The 18,917-nt window shown below is 46.5% G+C and carries 17 protein-coding genes; 3 read left to right on the top strand and 14 right to left on the bottom strand.

The window, feature by feature from the left end; all coding sequences use genetic code 11:
- Nucleotides 1-28 precede the first annotated feature (28 nt).
- The 11 genes from murG to INF28_RS05695 form a co-directional block, all read right to left on the bottom strand.
- On the bottom strand, nucleotides 29-1,159 hold the full coding sequence (murG, locus tag INF28_RS05745; RefSeq protein WP_226392512.1) for an undecaprenyldiphospho-muramoylpentapeptide beta-N-acetylglucosaminyltransferase: 1,131 nt from the start codon (nucleotides 1,157-1,159) through the stop codon (nucleotides 29-31).
- Nucleotides 1,160-1,226: 67 nt separating this feature from the next.
- Nucleotides 1,227-2,438: a putative lipid II flippase FtsW gene (gene ftsW / locus INF28_RS05740; RefSeq protein ID WP_226392511.1), complete on the bottom strand. Its 1,212-nt coding sequence runs from the start codon at nucleotides 2,436-2,438 to the stop codon at nucleotides 1,227-1,229.
- Between the two features lie 28 nt (nucleotides 2,439-2,466).
- A complete protein-coding gene (gene mraY, locus INF28_RS05735; RefSeq protein ID WP_226392510.1) occupies nucleotides 2,467-3,453 on the bottom strand; it encodes a phospho-N-acetylmuramoyl-pentapeptide-transferase in 987 nt (328 codons plus the stop codon).
- Between the two features lie 24 nt (nucleotides 3,454-3,477).
- A complete protein-coding gene (locus tag INF28_RS05730; RefSeq protein ID WP_226392509.1) occupies nucleotides 3,478-4,860 on the bottom strand; it encodes a UDP-N-acetylmuramoyl-tripeptide--D-alanyl-D-alanine ligase in 1,383 nt (460 codons plus the stop codon).
- 33 nt (nucleotides 4,861-4,893) lie between these two features.
- The gene (locus INF28_RS05725; protein ID WP_226392508.1) at nucleotides 4,894-6,348 is read right to left on the bottom strand and encodes a UDP-N-acetylmuramoyl-L-alanyl-D-glutamate--2,6-diaminopimelate ligase; all 1,455 of its coding nucleotides are present in this window, start codon (nucleotides 6,346-6,348) and stop codon (nucleotides 4,894-4,896) included.
- Between the two features lie 12 nt (nucleotides 6,349-6,360).
- Nucleotides 6,361-8,589 carry a penicillin-binding transpeptidase domain-containing protein gene (locus INF28_RS05720; RefSeq protein WP_226392507.1) on the bottom strand — a complete coding sequence of 743 codons (2,229 nt, stop codon included), beginning with the start codon at nucleotides 8,587-8,589 and terminating at the stop codon, nucleotides 6,361-6,363.
- A gap of 139 nt (nucleotides 8,590-8,728) precedes the next feature.
- Nucleotides 8,729-9,352: an FtsB family cell division protein gene (locus INF28_RS05715; protein WP_226392506.1), complete on the bottom strand. Its 624-nt coding sequence runs from the start codon at nucleotides 9,350-9,352 to the stop codon at nucleotides 8,729-8,731.
- Nucleotides 9,353-9,358: 6 nt separating this feature from the next.
- Nucleotides 9,359-10,303, bottom strand: a complete 945-nt coding sequence (gene rsmH / locus INF28_RS05710) for a 16S rRNA (cytosine(1402)-N(4))-methyltransferase RsmH (protein ID WP_226392505.1) — start codon at nucleotides 10,301-10,303, stop codon at nucleotides 9,359-9,361.
- Nucleotides 10,304-10,323: 20 nt separating this feature from the next.
- Entirely contained in the window at nucleotides 10,324-10,749 is a 426-nt protein-coding gene (mraZ, locus tag INF28_RS05705) for a division/cell wall cluster transcriptional repressor MraZ (protein ID WP_226392504.1), read from the bottom strand.
- A gap of 426 nt (nucleotides 10,750-11,175) precedes the next feature.
- On the bottom strand, nucleotides 11,176-11,484 hold the full coding sequence (locus tag INF28_RS05700; RefSeq protein ID WP_226392557.1) for an AzlD domain-containing protein: 309 nt from the start codon (nucleotides 11,482-11,484) through the stop codon (nucleotides 11,176-11,178).
- Nucleotides 11,484-12,206: an AzlC family ABC transporter permease gene (locus INF28_RS05695; protein WP_226392503.1), complete on the bottom strand. Its 723-nt coding sequence runs from the start codon at nucleotides 12,204-12,206 to the stop codon at nucleotides 11,484-11,486. Before INF28_RS05695 ends, INF28_RS05700 begins: the two co-directional genes overlap by 1 nt.
- 212 nt (nucleotides 12,207-12,418) lie before the next feature.
- Between INF28_RS05695 and INF28_RS05690 the strand changes: the two genes are divergently transcribed.
- The 3 genes from INF28_RS05690 to INF28_RS05680 all read left to right on the top strand — a co-directional run bounded on the left by INF28_RS05690 (nucleotide 12,419) and on the right by INF28_RS05680 (nucleotide 15,085).
- A complete protein-coding gene (locus INF28_RS05690) occupies nucleotides 12,419-12,694 on the top strand; it encodes a Veg family protein (RefSeq protein WP_226392502.1) in 276 nt (91 codons plus the stop codon).
- Between the two features lie 453 nt (nucleotides 12,695-13,147).
- Nucleotides 13,148-14,509 (top strand): NCS2 family permease, encoded by a 1,362-nt coding sequence (locus INF28_RS05685; RefSeq protein WP_226392501.1) that lies wholly within the window; start codon nucleotides 13,148-13,150, stop codon nucleotides 14,507-14,509.
- A gap of 15 nt (nucleotides 14,510-14,524) precedes the next feature.
- Nucleotides 14,525-15,085 (top strand): phosphoribosyltransferase family protein, encoded by a 561-nt coding sequence (locus INF28_RS05680; protein WP_226392500.1) that lies wholly within the window; start codon nucleotides 14,525-14,527, stop codon nucleotides 15,083-15,085.
- Between the two features lie 125 nt (nucleotides 15,086-15,210).
- Here INF28_RS05680 and INF28_RS05675 read toward each other — a convergent pair whose 3' ends face one another.
- The 3 genes from INF28_RS05675 to argS form a co-directional block, all read right to left on the bottom strand.
- Nucleotides 15,211-16,743: a S41 family peptidase gene (locus INF28_RS05675; RefSeq protein ID WP_226392499.1), complete on the bottom strand. Its 1,533-nt coding sequence runs from the start codon at nucleotides 16,741-16,743 to the stop codon at nucleotides 15,211-15,213.
- A 74-nt stretch (nucleotides 16,744-16,817) separates the two neighbouring features.
- The gene (locus INF28_RS05670) at nucleotides 16,818-17,189 is read right to left on the bottom strand and encodes a hypothetical protein (protein ID WP_226392498.1); all 372 of its coding nucleotides are present in this window, start codon (nucleotides 17,187-17,189) and stop codon (nucleotides 16,818-16,820) included.
- 9 nt (nucleotides 17,190-17,198) lie between these two features.
- On the bottom strand, nucleotides 17,199-18,899 hold the full coding sequence (gene argS, locus INF28_RS05665; protein WP_226392497.1) for an arginine--tRNA ligase: 1,701 nt from the start codon (nucleotides 18,897-18,899) through the stop codon (nucleotides 17,199-17,201).
- Between the last annotated feature and the right edge of the window lie 18 nt (nucleotides 18,900-18,917).

The following is an 18,917-nucleotide window of genomic DNA, read 5'->3' as shown; positions in this document are numbered from 1 at the left end:
AAGCTGTGCATGACCGCGCCTGTCCATATTATTTCCGGGACGCTTCCCGGGCACGGACCAGCTTTATAATTTCCTGATACAGAACTTCCGTTGCATTGATATGTCCAAGTGCACGGGAAGCTTTTTTCATTTCTATCAATATTTTTTTATCTGATGTAAGCTGTGATACAGTTTCTTCCAAAACATCCGGCGTAAAGTCTTTTTCCAATATCACCTTTGCGCCGCCGCCGCGTTCTACTGCCCGGGCATTGTGTTCCTGATGGTTTCCTGTCACATAGGGAGATGGGACCAAAACCGCTGGCTTTCCCAATGCCGTTAATTCACAGAGCGTACTTGCGCCGGCACGGCTGATAACCAAATCCGCTGCCCGCATCACCACATCCATATCATAAATATATTCACAAATTTTAACCTGCTTCCATGCCGAGGGGTCCACGCCGTTTTGATGGAATCGTTCCATCACATCATCATACTGATGCAGTTTTCCTGTACCCATCAAGATCTGATATTTTTCAAGCGGTGCAGTCTGGCATATCCAATCCACTACGGTACGGTTAAAGTCCCTGGCACCCAAGCTGCCGCCAAAAATCACCAAAAACGGTCTGTCGTCTAATTCCAGCTTTCGCCGGGCCTCAAACTCTCCTGCCGCCAGCAGCGATGGCCGCAGCGGTGTGCCCGTTACCACCAGATTTTTGGCTTTGCTTAAATATTTGCCGGCATCTTCCACACCCAGCGCCACGGTGTCCACATACCGGGATAAAATACGGGTCGTAATCCCAGGAAAGGCATTGGATTCGTGAATCAGCGTAGGGATATGCCGCCTTGCCGCGGCATACAGCACCGGTCCGGCCACATAGCCACCGGTTCCCACAACAACATCCGGCCGAAATTTTTTTATAATTTTCCCAGCATGAATCACCGCTCCCGGAAGTTCACACACATTTTTGAGATTTTGCAGGGTCAAACTCCGGTCAAATCCGTGTACACGAATCAAATCCAGCGGGTAACCGCTTCGGGGTACCAGTCCCGTTTCCAATCCTTCTGCCGTACCTACAAACCGCACCTGCGTATCAGCAGCGTGCTGGCAAAAATAATTTGCAACCGCCAATGCCGGATTGATATGTCCGGCAGTTCCGCCGCCCGCAAAGAGCAAACGCATATATCTCACTGCCTTTCTGGCTGAATTTTAATACTTTTCTGCCTGCCGCAGAGATTCCCTGCCCCGATCAAAGCGGGGCATGCGATTGTCTGGAAACGTTAAGCACAATTCCCATTTCTGCCATAGTAATACAAAGGGCGGTACTTCCATAACTGAAAAACGGGAGCGGCATACCGGTAACCGGAACAGACGAGGTTACCACCGCAATATTGATCAAGGCCTGAAAGGCCACAATGCCTACAATTCCTGTCACCAGCAGGGTACCAAATAGATCAGGAGCCTTGGCCGCAATTTTAATTCCCCGTACAATAAGAAAAATAAAAAGCGCAATCAAAATAATTGCTCCCAAAAGCCCCAGTTCTTCCGCAAGAACCGAAAAAATAAAATCATTATGGGGCTCCGGCAAAGACTGATATTTCTGCCTGCTCTGTCCCAAGCCCACACCAAAAATGCCGCCGGAACCAATCGCATACAAAGATTGCACAATCTGCCATCCGTCTCCCTGCGCATCCGCAAAGGGATCTAAGAACGAGACCACTCTGGCCATACGGTACGGTTCTTTAACAACCATAAACACGGCCCCAATGACCGCCGGAAACCCGACAATCAAGAAATGCTTGATTTTCGCTCCTGCCACATACAAAATAAGGCAAGAAGAAAGACCCATCAATACAATACAGGAAAAATGCGGCTCCAGCGCCAACAAAATGACAAACACACCCAATACCGCCAGATATGGACAAAATCCCCGAAGAAAATCTGGAAGCATTTTCTGATTTTTGGATAAACTGAAGGCAAAAAAGAGAATTACCGCAAATTTAGCAATTTCAGAAGGCTGAAAGCCAAACAGCCAGCGGGTAGATCCATTGGTGGTTGTTCCTAATCCCGGAATCAAAACCATGACCAGCAAAATTCCGCTTAGAAGGAGCAGACCAAAAGAAAACTTTCCCAAACGATGGTAATCAAACCGTGCCAGAACAATCATACCCACAACACCAAGCACTGCTCCAAACAGCTGCTTCTTAAAATACCACAAGCTGTCCCCAAAATTAGAAAACGCTTTTGCACTTCCCGCACTGAACAGCATGACAAGGCCAAAGGCCAAAAGCAGAATCACCGCCATCAAAAAAGGGTAATCCACATCGCCCATGCCGGGGCGTAAAAGCTCTGCCAGCCAGCTGCGCTGCTGATTCCGCGGCCGCCGTCCTGCACCTGCCGGAGCATTTGGCACCGCTCTGCCGGAATAGCGGCTTCTGGAATATTTATTTTGATAAGCCACGCCATTTCCTCCAATCCAAATACCGCTGTTATCCAAAGAAATACATCAGCGCACACAGCGCCGCTGTAATCAGGGTGAATACAGCAACTATCTTCTTTTCGCTCCAGCCGCACATCTCAAAATGATGGTGGATGGGGCTCATCTTAAATATTCTTTTTCCTGTCAATTTATAGGAAGTAACCTGCATAATTACCGATAACGACTCGATTACATAAATAAAACCAACAATCAACAGCGCCAGCGGTTCTTCCAGAAGAATTGCCATCCCGCAGACAGCACCGCCCAGGCACAAGGAACCGGTATCTCCCATAAATACCTTGGCAGGGAATTTGTTATAAATCAAAAATCCGGCCAGTCCTCCCAGCAAAACCGCAGCAAACAAAGCAACTGCCGGATTGGGAAACTTTCCGATTGTAGTAATCAAAAGATAAAAAACTGCCACCGTCATAGTTACACAGGTTGCCAGTCCATCCAAACCGTCCGTCAAATTTACGCTGTTTACCGTCGCCAAAATCACAAGAACCGCAAAGGGAATAAAAAACCAACCCAGGTCCCAGGCAAGCTGTGTGAACGGAATCCGAATCCATGTAGTAATATACCCTCCAAAGACAGCCCAGCTGACAAAGGCCAGCGCAACCAGAAACTGAAGGCCAAATTTCTGACTTGCCGTCAGTCCTAAATTCCGTTTTAATATTACCTTGATATAGTCATCTACAAAACCAATGGCAGCATAGGCCAGCATCACCACAGTCAGCATACCAATTTCTAATATGGACGGTGCTTCTATGTTTAAAATGCCACTTAAGGCATAAACCAGAATCAGTCCTGCAAGAATGCCTACAATAAAAATAAATCCGCCCATAGTAGGTGTTCCTGACTTTTTTTCATGCCATTTAGGGCCTTCTTCCCGTATTTCCTGCCCAAACTTCAGCCGGTGTAAAACCGGGATAAAAAATTTTCCGCAAACAGCGGCAACTACAAACGCTGCAATGCCGCCGATGAGTAACTGCTGCATATGTATATCTCCCCTCCGCCGTCCTTAGGACAGCTCCGCAATGGCGTCTGCAATTTCTTCCATACGCATCCCCCGCGAACCTTTTACCAAAATCACATCGTTTTTCTTCAACAAGTCCGGCAAACGCTCTATCAATTCCTCGTTGTTATCAAATTCATAAATATCTGCCGGATTCATTCCTTCCTCTTCTGCGCCCTGGGCAATGTAGTGCGCATCCTTTCCTACGGTAATCAGACAGTCTACACCATAATCCACCACGAGGCGTCCTACGCTGCGGTGTGCTTCCGGAGAAATGTCTCCCAATTCCAGCATATCCGCCAGACAAGCTACCCGCCGCCCTTTTACCTGCGCCAGAGACAATACTTCTAGACCGGATTTCATGGATGCAGGGCTTGCATTATAGCAATCCCGAATAATTTTATAGTTAGGTAGTTCTACAAAATTCTGCCGCAGCCCGCTGGGGACAAAGCTGCGAATTCCTTTTCGAATATCATCAATTTCCACATCGTATTTGAGTCCCGTCAGAATGGCTGCCAGTGCATTATAAATGTGATGTTCACCGGGAGCACTTACAAAAAATTTATACGGTTCACCATCAATTTTGCAGGTAAATTCACTTCCATCTGAATAGGTGCGTACATCGTATGCCGTCAAATCACAGTTTTTATTTCTGATACCGTAATACAGGGTTTCAAAATTAATCTCCCCCCGGGCACTCCACAGTAAATCGTCATCCCCGTTTAAAATGACTGTACCGTCCATAGGCAGTCCTTCCAAAATCTCAAACTTCGCCTTTTTGATTCCCTCCCGGCTGCCCAAATGCTCAATGTGGGAAAGACCAATGTTGGTAATCACTGCTGTGTCAGGCCTGGCTATCCGTGTCAAATTGGAGATTTCCCCCCGGCTGCTCATACCCATTTCCAAAACCATGATTTCATCTTCTTTCATCAGGTCAAAAACAGTCAGCGGCAAACCAATTTCATTATTAAAATTTCCCTGCGTCATATGGGTCTTGTAGCTCCTGCGGAGCACCGAAGCAATCATTTCTTTGGTAGAGGTTTTTCCCACACTTCCGGTAATGCCCACTACCGGGATCTGAAAATTCATTCGGTAAAATGCCGCCAAATCCCTCAAGGCTTTATGGGTATCTTCAACCGCAATAACTGGAAATCCGTTAAACGGCCCCTCTTCTTTATTTACGACACAGCACACAGCACCGCCTTCTACCGCCGCGGGTACAAATTTATGCCCGTCAAACCGGTCGCCCTGCAGTGCAAAGAACACAGCGCCATCCTTAATCGTCCGTGTATCTGTTGAAACAGACCGTATCAGCTCATCACCGTCACATCCGCAAATCTCCCCATTCATCGCATTTGCAGCACAGCTGATATTAAGTATCCATTCCACAATGCATCACCCCATTACTCTCTTTCCGTTTGTTCAATTACCAGAAGGCGCATCCAGCAGTTTCCTGACGATCTCCCGTTCATCAAACGCAATAGTCCGATCTGCTAAAATCTGATAGGTTTCATGCCCCTTTCCGGCAAGTAATATTATATCATCTTTTTCCGCGTGGTCAAGTGCATATTCAATCGCTTCGAACCGGTTTGGAATGACGATATAATTCCCGCCGCCTTCTTTTACACCCACCAGCACATCTTCAATAATTGCCTCCGGGTCTTCGGTCCGCGGATTATCGCTGGTTAGTACAGAAAAATCTGACATTTCCGATGCAATTTTCCCCATTTTGGGACGCTTGGTTTTATCTCTGTCTCCGCCGCAGCCAAAGACAGTGATAATGCGCCTTTTTGCAAAACCACGTATGGTCTGAATGACATTTTTTAGTCCGTCCGGTGTATGAGCATAGTCAATGATGACGCCAAAATCCCTGCCAGTTTCCACAACCTCAATTCTGCCCTTCACGCCACGGGCGACCTTCAATCCTGCCACAGCCTGATCCATAGGGATTCCTGCCGCCGCAAGGCAAGATAATGCCGTCATTGCATTATATACAGAAAACTTGCCCGGTATTCCCAATTCCACCGGATAGGTTTTTCCTTCATAGGTCAAGGTAAAGAAAACGCCATTTTCGTTTAGTTCTACCTCAGATGCCTTTAAATCACAGTCGGCGTCAATCCCGTAAGTCAACATTTTTTCACAGGAAGCATGCTGCATCAAATATTCTGCTCCCTTATCATCAGCATTCACCGCCCCAACTTTGGAAATCTGAAACAAAATTGCTTTTGCTGCCAAATACTCTTCCATTGTTTTGTGAAAATCCAGGTGATCCTGGGTGATGTTGGTAAACGCACCCACATCAAACGTACAGGCCGTAACCCGATCAAGTGCCAGGGAATGAGAGGAAACCTCCATGACCACATAATCTACCCCTTTGTCCGCCATTCGGGTAAACAGCCGCATCAGCTCCAATGAATCCGGCGTCGTATGTTTGGAAGGAATAATCTCAGTTCCAATCATATTTTGATTCGTCCCAATCAGCCCAACCTTCTTACCCATAGCCTCTAGCACCGACTTTACCAAATAGGTTGTGGTTGTTTTCCCGTTGGTACCTGTAATACCGATCAGACAAAAACGCCTGTCAGGGTGCTGATAAAACGCGGCAGAAACCTGCGCCAAAGCCCGGCGGGTATTTTCTACTATAATACATGTCACGCCCAATTCATGCAGATCCTGCTCTGCAATAATAGCAGCTGCCCCTTTTTCAATGGCATCCGGTGCAAACCGGTGACCGTCTGTCTGGAAACCGCTGATACAAACAAACAAATTTCCCGGTTTTACCGCCCTTGAATCAAAAGCGATTCCGGTAATCCCCACCTGCACGCTTCCCAGCACCTGTTTTATTTCAATTTCTTTAAGTAGTTCGGAAAGATTCATTCTGCTTCCTCCTTAGTCATTTGCTCCCTGATATTGAAAATCAATTGTCACCACGGTTCCCGGTTCCACAATGGTTCTGGCCTCCGGCGACTGTGATGCACATACGGCGCTACCTTCTCCCGGGATTCCCCGGATACGGGCATTGAGTCCTTCACTTACCAGCATGGCCGACGCATTTGCCGCGCTTTCTCCAATCACGTCAGGAACTTCTATACTACGTTCCGCCTTTGTGCCATCCATATAGGCCACCACCGTAGAACCACTGGATAGTCTGGTATGTGCTTTGGGTATCTGGTCTGTCACTGTGCCGCCCTCGCCCTTGACCCGAATTTCAAAGCCAGCTTCCTTCAGAACCTGTGTTGCTTCTTCCACCGATTTGCCGGACAAGTCCGGCACCTCAATATCCACATATTCTTTCTCATTTTCGTTATACCGAGGCTCTACACCCAGGTACTGAAGCGTTTCTTCCATAATATTTTTTACTACGGGGGCTGCAATTGTACCGCCGTAATACGGCATACCCACAGGCGGCTGATCCAAAATCACCAGGCATGCTACCTGCGGATCGTCTGCCGGCGCAAAAGCCAGGAAAGACGCAATATAATGCCCGTTTCCACGAGGCAATTTTTCAGACGTACCTGTTTTTCCTGCGATACGGTAACCAGCCAGATAAGCATTCTTTCCGCCGCCTTCCGAAACCACCGATTCCAAAATACCACACATGGTGTTGCTGGTTTCTTCCGAAATAACCTGACGCACCAATTCCGGCTCATTTTTTTCTACCACAATGTTATCTGAATTAATGATTTCCTTTACCAGGTGTGGCTTATATAACTTTCCGCCGTTAGCCACAGCGCTGACCGCCGTAATCATCTGCAGTGGCGTTACCGTTACCGACTGTCCAAAGGACGATGTGGCAAGGTCTACGTCTGTAAAATTATTCAAAGTAAAACCAACGCCCGCCGTCTCTCCGGGAAGCTCAATGCCGGTTTCCTCAAAAAAGCCAAAAGCACGCAGCCCCTCTAAAAACCTTTCTTTTCCAATCTTTTGACCAATTTGAATAAATGCCGGGTTACAGGAATTCCGCACTGCTTCCGCAAAGGTTTGCGTACCATGTCCATTTCTGTTGGCACAGTGAATGCTCTCAGTGAGCACCTGTTGAACACCGGTACAGGTAAAGGTATCTTCCAGCTTAACGGCGCCGGTCTCAAGCCCCAAAGACGCCACCATGGCCTTAAAGGTAGACCCGGGTTCATAAGAATCGACTACCGCCTTGTTCCGCCGCACTGTCTGGATGACTTCATTTAATCTCTCTGTATATTCTGTACCTTCCAGCTGTTTTAATTCCTCATCGATTCCGTCATATTTTTCACGAATCGCATCCGTGATCTCAAACGGCGCATTTAAATCATAATCTGGCTTGGAACTCATGGCCAGAATATCTCCGGTATTCACATCCATTACAATCGCCGCGGCACCTGCTTCCAGCTGACTGGCTATCCGTGCATTTTCCAGATGTTTTTCCACATATCCTTGAATGACCTCGTCAATCGTCAAAACCACGCTACAGCCATCCTGCGCCTCAATATAATTTTCATAGCTGGTACCAGAGTCCAGGCCAGTGGTCTGCTGGGTCGTTACCACCCGGCCGGGAATCCCGCTGAGTTCCTCATCGTAAATACTTTCAATTCCTTCCAGGCCCTGATTGTCACTCCCCACAAAACCAATCACATGAGATGCCAGATTATTATAGGGATAAAAACGCTTGACATCTTCCACAAAATTAATTCCTTTCAGGTTTTTTTCCTCAATGTATTCCCGCACAGAATCCGCTGTCTCTTTTTCTACTTTCTTTTTCAAATATTCAAAGCTGCTCTGCTTATTAATGATAGTTTCTATATTCTCCGCGTCCATTGACAACCGGTTTCCCAGTTCCTCTGCTACCTTTGCAGCAGTAAGTTGATTTTTCTCAATGCTTCCCCGCAATTCCGCAGGCGCAATACTAATAGTTTCTACCGTGGTATTACTGGCCAGCACCTTATAATTCCGGTCATAGATCTTGCCTCGCTTTGCACTTACGGTATTATCACTGGTCTGTTGCTGCAGTGCCTCCCGGGATAGCTTTTCCCCTTGCACAATCTGCAGCCATGCGGTTTTCCCCGCAAGCAGGCCAAACCCTATAATAAATACCGTCAAAATGATCATGATACGTTTATTTTGCTGCAAACGACTCTTTTTCATTCCTTTTTTGCCTCCATCCTTTCTCTGGTGTCTGAAAATACGTAAATAGCGGAGCTTCTCCCTGAGAAATCCCCGCTATCTGTTTCCCAAACAGCACACATTTTTTCTATGTCCTATTTGGAGTATATTCAACATTACGTCAGTTTAAAACCTGGATTGCATGCACCAACGCTCCCGGTGTTCCCTGCAGCACAGGCTTCTCTTCCGAATCTCCCTCATTTTTTTCATTCGCTGATACATCATCCATCTGCATATCAATATAAAAAATCTGTGAGCTGTCAGGCCGGATCATTCCTAGCTGTGTGGTGGCATATTCCTCCAGTGCTCCCAGTTCCAGTCCCCTGTCGATCTTGGCTTGAATCGCCTGGTTATTGGCTTCTATCTCGGCGCATTCCTCTTTTAGCTTGGCAATCTGATCATTGGTTTCTAAAATCACTGCATACCGGTAAATCATCAAACAGCAAAGGATAAACACACCCGCAAGCTTCAGACAATTCCGGATAAAAACAGCTTGTCCACGAGACCGCACAGCTGTACGGGTCCCTTTTTCTTTCCGGGCTTCCTGGTGCTGCCGCAAATCTGGCATTGGCTGAATACCAGGAACCGGACGAACCGCCGAACGGGAATATCCCGCAGAAAGCCGAGAGGGGCCTCCGGAAACAGGCTGGCTCTGCCGCAAATTAGCATATCTATTTTGCGTCCTGTACGCAGAAGTTTTTCTGCGGGCTGTACTCATTTGTCTTTGCGGTGTTGATGTAGCCACAGCCTGTCATCCTTTCTCTATTTTTTCTATCACTCTCAGCTTTGCACTGTGAGCCCTAAAATTCTTATTCAGTTCCTCCGCCGAAGCGGTAATCGGTTTTCGATTAACCAGCCTTCCGGCAGGCTTTCGTCCACAGACACAAACCGGAAAATCAGGAGGACACACACAACCTTTTGCAAGGTCAGCAAATGTATTTTTTACAATCCTGTCTTCCAGGGAATGAAACGTAATGACCGCCAAGCGTCCGCCAGGCCTGAGTACTTGTACAAAATCCCGAATTGCCTTTTCCAGTCCATCCAGTTCCCCATTCACTTCAATTCGTATCGCCTGAAATGTCCTCTTGGCAGGATGCTTGTCCCCATACCTTGCAGACGGCGGAAACGCCTGCTTGATAATCTCTGCCAACTGGGTCGTTGTTTCAATGGGTTTCTTTTCCCGCTCCCGGCTGATAGCCGCCGCAATTTTGCGGCTAAAGCGCTCTTCTCCATAACGGTATATCAAGTCCGCTAATCGTTGTTCATCATATGTATTTACTACTGTATAGGCATTTAGCTCCGCCCCTTGGTCCATACGCATATCCAGAGGGGCCTCCTGATGATAGCTGAAGCCACGTTCCCCTTCATCCAATTGCGGCGAAGACACACCCAAATCCAATATAGCACCATTCAATTCTTCTACTCCGGCTTCCTGAAGGATTTGCCGAATGGAGAAAAAATTCCGGTGAAAAAACAGCTTTCGGCATGCAAACGGCTGCAACCGTTTCTGCGCCGCGCACAGTGCCTCCTGATCCCGGTCAATACCAATCAGCATTCCGTCCTTTGACAGCTGATCGCAAATCAACGCAGAATGTCCTCCTCCTCCCAAAGTCCCGTCTGCGTAAATGCCGGACGGCATTATTTGGAGCAAGTCAATACTTTCCTTCAGCAAAACCGAAATATGATGAAACGCCATTTTCTTCTCCCGGACAAAACCTAAATTCCTAAATTCTCCATAACCTTTGCAATTTCTTCTGCATCAAAGGCTGGATTTTCCATATACTCTTCCCAGCGGCCCCGATCCCAAATCTCCGCTTTATCCGAAACGCCGATTACAACTATTTCTTTGGTCAGGCCGGCATATTCTCGAATTTTGGGCGGAATGACCACGCGCCCCTGGCTGTCCGTACTGCATTCTTCTGCACCGCTGAAAAAGAACCGGTGCAGCATTCTTCTCTGGGTGGGCTGCACAGAACATAATTCCTGTTCAAACCGTTTCCACTCTTCCTTCGGATAGATGTAAACACAGTTATCCAGCCCTTTGGACACGACAAAAGACTCACCCAAATCTTCCCGGAACTTGGCCGGAACGTTAATGCGCCCTTTGGCATCCAAATTCTGATGATATTCTCCGATAAGCATTTTGCCGCCTCCTTTCGCTCCCGTTTTAAAAAACACATTGCGTGGATTTCCCGAATCATTTCATCCATTTCAAACCACTTCAATCCACTTTGTGCCACTTCTTTTATATTCTAATCTATTTATCTAAATATTGCAAGTCTTTTTTTGAAAAATTTTAAAGATTTTTTTACAAAAATATGAGTTATTTTTTACCAATTTGTAAATTTCGATTTTCTTCGACACAAACGCAGGTGCAATTTCTATTTTTTTCCTTATTTTTCACCCTTTGACCTTTCCCGTGTCAATGGCCGGAGGTTTTACAGATTTCTCCGAAAAAAAACAGCGGTTTTCTCAAGGGAACATGATTTCCCCTTAGAAAATCCGCTGTTTCGCCAATTCTAACACAAAAAAAGCTTCTTCGGATTTCACAGGCCGAAGAAACTTTTTTTAAAGAATTCGCTCTGCAACAAACACCACAAGGCACGCAGCCGCTGCCACAGTTAAAAGGCTGCGCTCCATATACGCCAGCGCTGCGGCTGCAATCAACCCCACCACTGCCGACCCCATACTGCCAGTCGAATACAATACATCAGGCAAAGTCATGGTTCCCAATACAGCATACGGAATATATTCAAGAAAAGAACGGATATACACATTGGTAATCTCGCGCCGAAACAAGGTAAGCGGCAGGCACCGGACCGCATAGGTCACCAAAGCCATTACCGCAATATAACAAGTCATCTGTATCCAATCCATCACAGCCCACGCTCCTCTCGTTTCGGAAACAGTACGGCTCCCACTATAGCTGCGGTAACGGAGCATATAATAATCACAAAACCACTGGAGACCTGGTTTAAAACCGGAGCCCACCGGAACACACAACTCATCGCTACCGCAATCAAAATCACCACGAACACCGGAAAACTCTTCTTCGCCGCTGGAACAATGATAGCAAGAAACATTCCGTAAATAGCAATGCCCAGAGCGGAACGGATCGCCTCCGGCAGAAAAGTCCCCGCCGCGGCACCTAGCAACGTCCCAACCGTCCAGCCGATATATGGTACAAAAATTAACCCTGCCATATATCGCTTACCCACCTTGCTTTCTTTGGTGGAAGCCACTGCAAAAATTTCATCTGTAATCCCGAAGGAAATTCCCATTCTCCCCATGGTTTTTACCGTTTTTTCCAACCTTTGAGACAAGGATAACGACATCAATGCATAGCGGATATTGATTACCAGCTGGGTTAATGCTACCTCCAGAAAAGAAGCCGAAGCCGCTATCATTGAAATACCCGCAAATTGTCCCGCAGAGGTCAAATTCGTCATAGATATGGCCACCGCCGCCCACACCGGAATACCGCAGGACACCGCCATCATGCCAAATGTAAAAGAAACAGACAAATACCCCAGACCAATCGGGATCCCATCCCGGATGCCGTCCGCCCAGCGGTTCATCACCGCTTTTTCCATTTTCATCTCTCCTTATCAAAAACAAAACGTTTTTCTAAAAAATATTATTATTTTGCACCAAAATATGTACGATTCAGCGTTTTTACTGTAATATCCTGTCGTTATTGCTTCAATTGTAACAAATTTGTGAATCCTTCGTAAAATCTTGTATTTTTCTATTTACAAAATCGTAAAATTATGTTATACTAAAGTAAAGATTTTATAAAGGGGTGTTTGGGTTGTTTATTCAAAAAGATTTAACCAAAATCAAGTCCAGCCTTTCTGATAATGTGGGGCATAAAGTGAGGCTTACCGCAAAAAAAGGCAGAAAGCAGACAGTAACCCGCGAAGGTGTGATTGAAAGCACCTACCCCAGTATTTTCATTATCAAGCTGAATACACCCAACGATTCCGGCTCCAGCGAACGCCGGGTTTCTTACAGCTATACCGATGTGTTGACCCGTACAGTGGAGTTGATTATCTGCGACCCCGATGACACAGAAAAAGATGCATAGTTTTCTTTTTCTATTTTCCGGGACAAGCTGTCTATACAGGTAATTGATATCTGACACAAAAAACTAGGATACTTTGAAAGCCTAAAACTGTTTTTGTTTTTGGCTTTTTTTATGCCTAAAATCGCATCAAGTACGCTCAGCGACTTTCATTATACAACCCATAACCGTAAAATGCAAGCCGCAATCCTAAATTTTCGTCTTCCGGCAGACATATTGTTGATTCCATAAAAATTTTTTAATATTGAAAAAAATTTTTTGTCAAAAATATTGAAACCTTTGTCATATTATGGTACAATCAAAAAATGAGAGGCTTTTTCCTTTTATCATTTATAAATTGTTTCAGCCCTTTTGCATTGGGTCTGAACATACGGGGAGTTTTTCGGCGGACTGTAACATCTGTCGTAAAAAAATAAATTTAATATAATATTTTAATTTTTCCGGGAGGGAAACAAATTGGAAAAGCTGTTTAAACTAAAGCAAAACGGCACAACCGTAAAAACCGAGATGCTGGCCGGGTTGACCACCTTTTTATCCATGGTGTACATTCTGGCCGTCAATCCCAACATTCTGTCTGCTGCCGGCATGGAAGCCGCTGGGGTATTTACCGCCACCGCAGTTTCCGCAGCCATTGCCTGTCTGTGCATGGCGCTGTTTGCCAACTATCCGGTAGCCCTTGCCTCCGGTATGGGTCTTAACGCATACTTTGCCTATTCGGTCTGCGTTCCCATGGCTGAGGCCGGAATCCAAAACCCTTATCAAATCGCGCTGACCGCTGTTTTGGTTGAGGGTATCATTTTCATTATCCTGTCACTTTTTAAATTCCGTGAAACGTTGGTAAACAAGGTTCCTGCCAACCTGAAACTTGGCATTACCGCCGGAATTGGCCTGTTTATCACGATTGTTGGCCTCAAAGGCGCCGGCATCGTCATCAGCAGCGAATCCACACTGGTTGACCTGGGTAAAGTTGTTTCGCCCCAGTTTGCCTTGGCGTTTATCGGACTGATTATCATCGGAATCCTTCATCATTATAAGATTACCGGCTCCATTCTGTGGGGTATTCTGGCAACATGGGTGCTGGGTATGATCGCCGAAGCAATCGGCTGGTATCAGGTTGACGCCGCGGCCGGCGTATATTCCACCTTCCCCAGCTTTGCCGGAAATAACTGGATTCCTGCAGGACCCTACCTGTTTGATTTTGACTTTAGTTATGTTACCAACCATATCATGGAATTTGCTGTGATTGTCTTTTCCTTCCTGTTTGTCGATTTATTTGATACGGTAGGAACTTTGATCGGCGTGGCGGACAAAGGCGGCCTGCTGGATAAAGACGGCAATCTCCCCCGTGCCGGCGGTGCCTTGATGGCAGATGCAGTTGGTACTGTAGTGGGCGCCTGCCTGGGTACTTCTACCGTTACCAGCTATGTAGAATCCAGTACCGGTGTTATGGCTGGTGGCAGAACCGGACTCACTGCAGTAACCACCGGAGTACTCTTTATCGTAGCACTCTTCTTGTCGCCTATTTTCCTGGCCATTCCCGGATTTGCGACCACACCTGCCCTGGTGTTTGTAGGACTGCTGATGCTGACCTCCGTTCAGAAAATGGACTTCACATCAGATATTGCTGATACCATCGGCGGTTTTACGGCACTGGTCATGATGCCATTTACCTATTCCATCGCAAACGGCATTATGTTCGGTATTTTGACCTGGATCATTTTGAAAATATGCACTGGTAAGATCAAGGATATTCACCCTGTTATGTGGGTCTCGGGTGCACTGTTTGTTCTTCGTATCATCACCATGGCAATTCAGTAATCAGGAGGACGTTTTATGTCTATGACCTATGAACTGCAGGTTGCGGGTTTAACCCGCAACCTGCCCCTTTGCAAAGTAAACAATCAATTATATATTGCGGCTTTCGTCATGTTTGGAGATGTGGAAATGACTGTGACCGCCGCAAAAGAACTCTTAAAAATAGCACCGCCTTATGATATTATGATTACTGCGGAAAGCAAGGGCATCCCTCTTCTGCATGAAATGGCGCGCCAGTCCGGTGCGGATAATTATATTGTGGCCCGCAAAGGTCCAAAACTTTATATGCAGGATCTACACACGACATATGTTAATTCCATCACAACAGAAAGCCGTCAGATGCTCTGCATCAGCGGCAAGGACAGCCAAGCCATGAAGGGAAAACGTGTTCTGATTGTGGATGATGTAATCAGTACAGGTGAATCCGTAAATGCGCTTGAAACACTTGTTAGCGAAGTAGGCGGCATGATTGCCGGGAGAATGGCTGTCCTAGCCGAAGGCGAAGCAGCCGCGCGAGATGACATCCGATTTCTCGCCCCGCTTCCCCTCTTCCATCCAGATGGAACACCTATTCTTTAACGATAAAAAAGACAGGAGAAAGGCTTTGCCAATGCTCCTGTCTTTTTTGTTTCGCGGCAGTCACCGCTGTCTGCTTCTTTCATTGATATGACACGTCCGGCGCTGTGCTAGGACTTTTTCTTATTTTACTGGGCCGCTTCCTCGCTGGGCATGGTCATGCCAAAATGAGCAAAACCTGCTTTCAGCTGATCATCAATTTCAATTTTGGCTTTACTCAGGAAATTGTGCAGCTGCAGCTGCGTGGTCAGATCCAGCACTCCGTAAGGAAAAATCTGCGCCTGCGTCTGGAATGCATAAACTGCATAGTAAAGATCCTGGTCAAAAACATCATTCATTTCACCCTGATAGATATTAAAAAGTTTTAAAATCTCTTTGGCCAGTCTTACTTCCTCTCCTGTATCTCCCACTTGATAGGTACGGGTATATTCAAAACTCCCAAATTCCTCTTCATTTATAGGCTGAAGCTGGTTTTCTACATAGGCATCCGGCACAAGTCCCACGCCATTAATATTATTTCCGCTGGGTGTAAGATAAAAACCGCTGGTGTATTTTATCATGCCGCCAGTTTGCAGTCCATTAATCGACTGAATGGTACCCTTGCCGTAAGACCGGGTGCCAATCAATGTGGCAGCACCATTTTCATGCAGGGCGGCCGCAAAAACCTCGGATGCGCTTGCGGAATTTTCATTAATCAAAACAACTGTGTTATATTTAGATTTTACCACCTTAGTTCCTTTATACACCTTATTAAATATCTCGTTCTTATGATCTTCGGTGGTAATAATGCTGTCTTTGGGCACAAAATTATTCGCCATTTCCACTGCTTGATCTAAAATACCGCCGCCATTATCCCGCACGTCAATAATCAGATTTTCGATTCCTGCAAGGTCTGCTTCTTTCAAAGCTTCCTCAAATTTTTCAGCTGTATTTTTTACAAATCCGTATACTCTGATATACATCAGCTTTTCGCCGCTGTCCTCAAATATTTTTGACGTTACAGAAGTTCCAATAATAGCATCACGAACAATATCAAAACCCATCACTGCGCCGTTTCGTTCTACATCAATATGAACGGTAGTCCCAACAGCGCCTCGAATCAAGCTTAAAATAGATTCGGACTGCATCCCCCGAAGATCAACTCCATCAGCGCCTACCAGGAGGTCGCCTACTTGTATGCCCGCCTTGTCTGCGGGTGTATCCGGAATTACAGAAACAATCCGGGCTGCTTCCGGATTGGTAAAATCAATACTGACACCGATACCGTTGACCTCGCCGTTCACCGTCTGCATCAGTTTTTCGGCTTCCTCTGCCGTATAATACTCCGAATGCTCATCCACCGATTCCAGCATCGCCTTGAGCACTTCGTGATACAAATCTGGATTCTCTTCTACCAACCGCTCTACTGCAGTTTTGTAAAGACTGCGCTCTGAAATATCCTCATAACGCGCATAAATACCCAACTGCATAGCCACTGCCTGGATTAAATCCTGTGCGTCCTCCGCGCTCAGTACCTCCGGATCCGCTGCTGCCTCTGTTGCCTGTACATCGGTATCCGCTGCCGCCTCTTCCGCCGCCGCAGGAACTGCAAACGAAAGTACTACCATTACAAAACAAAGAAATCCTGCCAATCTGCGAAACTTCATCTTTCCTACCTTCATTTATAGATTCCTCCTTTTCGCCTTTCCCGTTTTCGGAAAATTTTCTGCACGCGGTCCCCCAAACGCCCCGTTTTTTATAAAAATTTCAAAGTCACTACACGAATGCCTTCTGCCGCACTGCGGGTGATGATTACCCGCACATTACTGTCAGCATAGCGATTTAAATCCTCCATGGGCACCAAACTCCCGTCTCCCAATGTTCCACCGCCGGAAACCCATATCTCATTGTATTCCGCTTCAGCTGCTGTAGCTGTATTTTTTTCATCAATGCTTCCTACCGGTTGGACGTTTTTCAGGACAATTTTGTTCCGTGCCGCGTCACAATAATAAAGGGTGCCGGTATAAACATAGGCCTCTGTCACCAGCTGTTCGGGTGCCTGAGCGAAACAAGTCAGCTGTACCATCACGGCACAGCATATCAAAGCCGAAAGAATGATTTTTCTCATATAGCCTCCTTACATCTTTTCCGGTGCCGTAATTTTCAGCATAGTCAATACGCCTTTAATCACGATCCGGGTACTGTCAATCAGTTTCAGCCGCGCATTCATCAAATCGGTATCCTCTACCTTAACCCGGCAGGCAGTATAAAAAGTATGAAATGCTGCCGCCAAGTCCATAACATATCTGGTAATCTTTGCCGGCTCTAATGCTTTTGCCGCCGCTTCAATCTCTTCAGGAAGTTCACCCAACTTTTTCAAAAGATCAAGTTCCGCCTCTTCCTTCAAAAGCTCCGGATGCATCTCGCTGTATGGCAAAACCTTCACGCCTTCCTCTTCCAAAAGCCGCAGAATACTACAAATCCTTGCATGGGCATACTGGACATAAAATACAGGATTATCATTGCTTTGTTCCGCCGCCAGCGTCAAATCAAAATCAAGATGGCTGCCAGCACTGCGCATATTGAAGAAGAACCGCGCCGCATCCACACTGATGTCCTCTAAAAGATCGGAAAGCGTGATTGCTTTACCGGTACGCTTTGACATACGCACTACCTCGCCGTCACGCATCAGCCGAACCAGCTGCATTAACACCACATCCAGCCGGTTTCCGTCCAGGCCAACGGCATCCAGCGCTTTTTTCATCCGGGCTACATGTCCATGATGATCAGCGCCCCAAACATTGATTGCCCAGTCATAGCCGCGGGTTTTTAATTTGTTAATGTGATAAGCAATATCTGCTGCAAAATAAGTAGGGATGCCATTTTTTCGAACCAAGACCTCATTTTTTTCAAGACCCATTTTTTCACAGTTGAGCCATACCGCTCCATCTTCTTGATACGTAAATCCATTCTGGGTGAGCAGGTCAATGGCTTCCTGTACCGCTCCTGACTCATGCAGGGTACTTTCCCGGAACCACACATCATACACAATCCGGTATTGCTCAAGATCCCGTTTCAGCGCCGCAATATTCTTTTCCAGTGCATAATCTACCAACGCCGCCTTGCGCTCCTCCTCCGTGCAGGAAAGATGCTTGTCCCCGTAAAGGGCAATGAAATCCTTGGCATGCTCGGTTATATCTTCGCCATGATAGCCGTCCTCCGGAAAAGCAATGGCATCTTCCCCCTTTAACTGCTGGATATACCGGGCATTTAAGGAATTTCCAAACTTCTCAATCTGATTTCCAGCATCATTAATATAAAATTCTCTGGTCACATCAAAGCCTGCGTACTCCAGCACCGACGCAAGGCAATCCCCCAGCGCGCCGCCACGGGCATTGCCCATGTGCATAGGGCCGGTAGGATTGGCAGATACAAACTCTACCATGACCTTTTTCCCTTTTCCCATATCAATTTTACCATAATGCTCTCCCTGCTGTTCAATATTCAAAAGAATTTCATACAGCCAGTTAGCGCTAAGATAAAAATTAATAAACCCGGCTCCTGCCACTTCAATTTTCTCTATATCCCGGTCTGGCGCAATTTCTGCGGCAATGGCTTCCGCTATTTTCCGCGGCGCAGTACGCAGCGGCTTTGCCAGCACCATGGCAATATTGCAGGCAAAATCCCCATGCTGTTTGTCTCTGGGCACCTCCAGCCGAATCATTTCCGATACGCCTTCCACTTCTGTATCCGGCAGTGTTTCCTTTTGCCGTGCCGCCTGCAAAGCGTTCATTACCACGCCGGCAATTTTATCTTTCATCTTTTCCTGTATGCTCATCTACCTCTATCCTTTCTT

Origin of the sequence: Ructibacterium gallinarum, assembly GCF_014982785.1 — a bacterium.
GTDB classification, from domain to species: Bacteria; Bacillota; Clostridia; order Monoglobales; family Monoglobaceae; genus Ructibacterium; species Ructibacterium gallinarum.
Note: the sequence above shows the minus strand (reverse complement) of the source record. Positions and strands in the feature narration are given on the sequence as shown.

What these genes read in the sequence shown, in the direction of transcription:
- murG (WP_226392512.1), bottom strand. Translation starts at nt 1,159, where the DNA reads ATGCGTTTGCTCTTTGCGGGCGGCGGAACTGCCGGACATATCAATCCG.
- mraY (WP_226392510.1), bottom strand. Translation starts at nt 3,453, where the DNA reads ATGCAGCAGTTACTCATCGGCGGCATTGCAGCGTTTGTAGTTGCCGCT.
- INF28_RS05725 (WP_226392508.1), bottom strand. Translation starts at nt 6,348, where the DNA reads ATGAATCTTTCCGAACTACTTAAAGAAATTGAAATAAAACAGGTGCTG.
- INF28_RS05720 (WP_226392507.1), bottom strand. Translation starts at nt 8,589, where the DNA reads ATGAAAAAGAGTCGTTTGCAGCAAAATAAACGTATCATGATCATTTTG.
- rsmH (WP_226392505.1), bottom strand. Translation starts at nt 10,303, where the DNA reads ATGGCGTTTCATCATATTTCGGTTTTGCTGAAGGAAAGTATTGACTTG.
- mraZ (WP_226392504.1), bottom strand. Translation starts at nt 10,749, where the DNA reads ATGCTTATCGGAGAATATCATCAGAATTTGGATGCCAAAGGGCGCATT.
- INF28_RS05700 (WP_226392557.1), bottom strand. Translation starts at nt 11,484, where the DNA reads ATGGATTGGATACAGATGACTTGTTATATTGCGGTAATGGCTTTGGTG.
- INF28_RS05695 (WP_226392503.1), bottom strand. Translation starts at nt 12,206, where the DNA reads ATGAAAATGGAAAAAGCGGTGATGAACCGCTGGGCGGACGGCATCCGG.
- INF28_RS05680 (WP_226392500.1), top strand. Translation starts at nt 14,525, where the DNA reads ATGTCTATGACCTATGAACTGCAGGTTGCGGGTTTAACCCGCAACCTG.
- INF28_RS05675 (WP_226392499.1), bottom strand. Translation starts at nt 16,743, where the DNA reads ATGAAGGTAGGAAAGATGAAGTTTCGCAGATTGGCAGGATTTCTTTGT.
- INF28_RS05670 (WP_226392498.1), bottom strand. Translation starts at nt 17,189, where the DNA reads ATGAGAAAAATCATTCTTTCGGCTTTGATATGCTGTGCCGTGATGGTA.
- argS (WP_226392497.1), bottom strand. Translation starts at nt 18,899, where the DNA reads ATGAGCATACAGGAAAAGATGAAAGATAAAATTGCCGGCGTGGTAATG.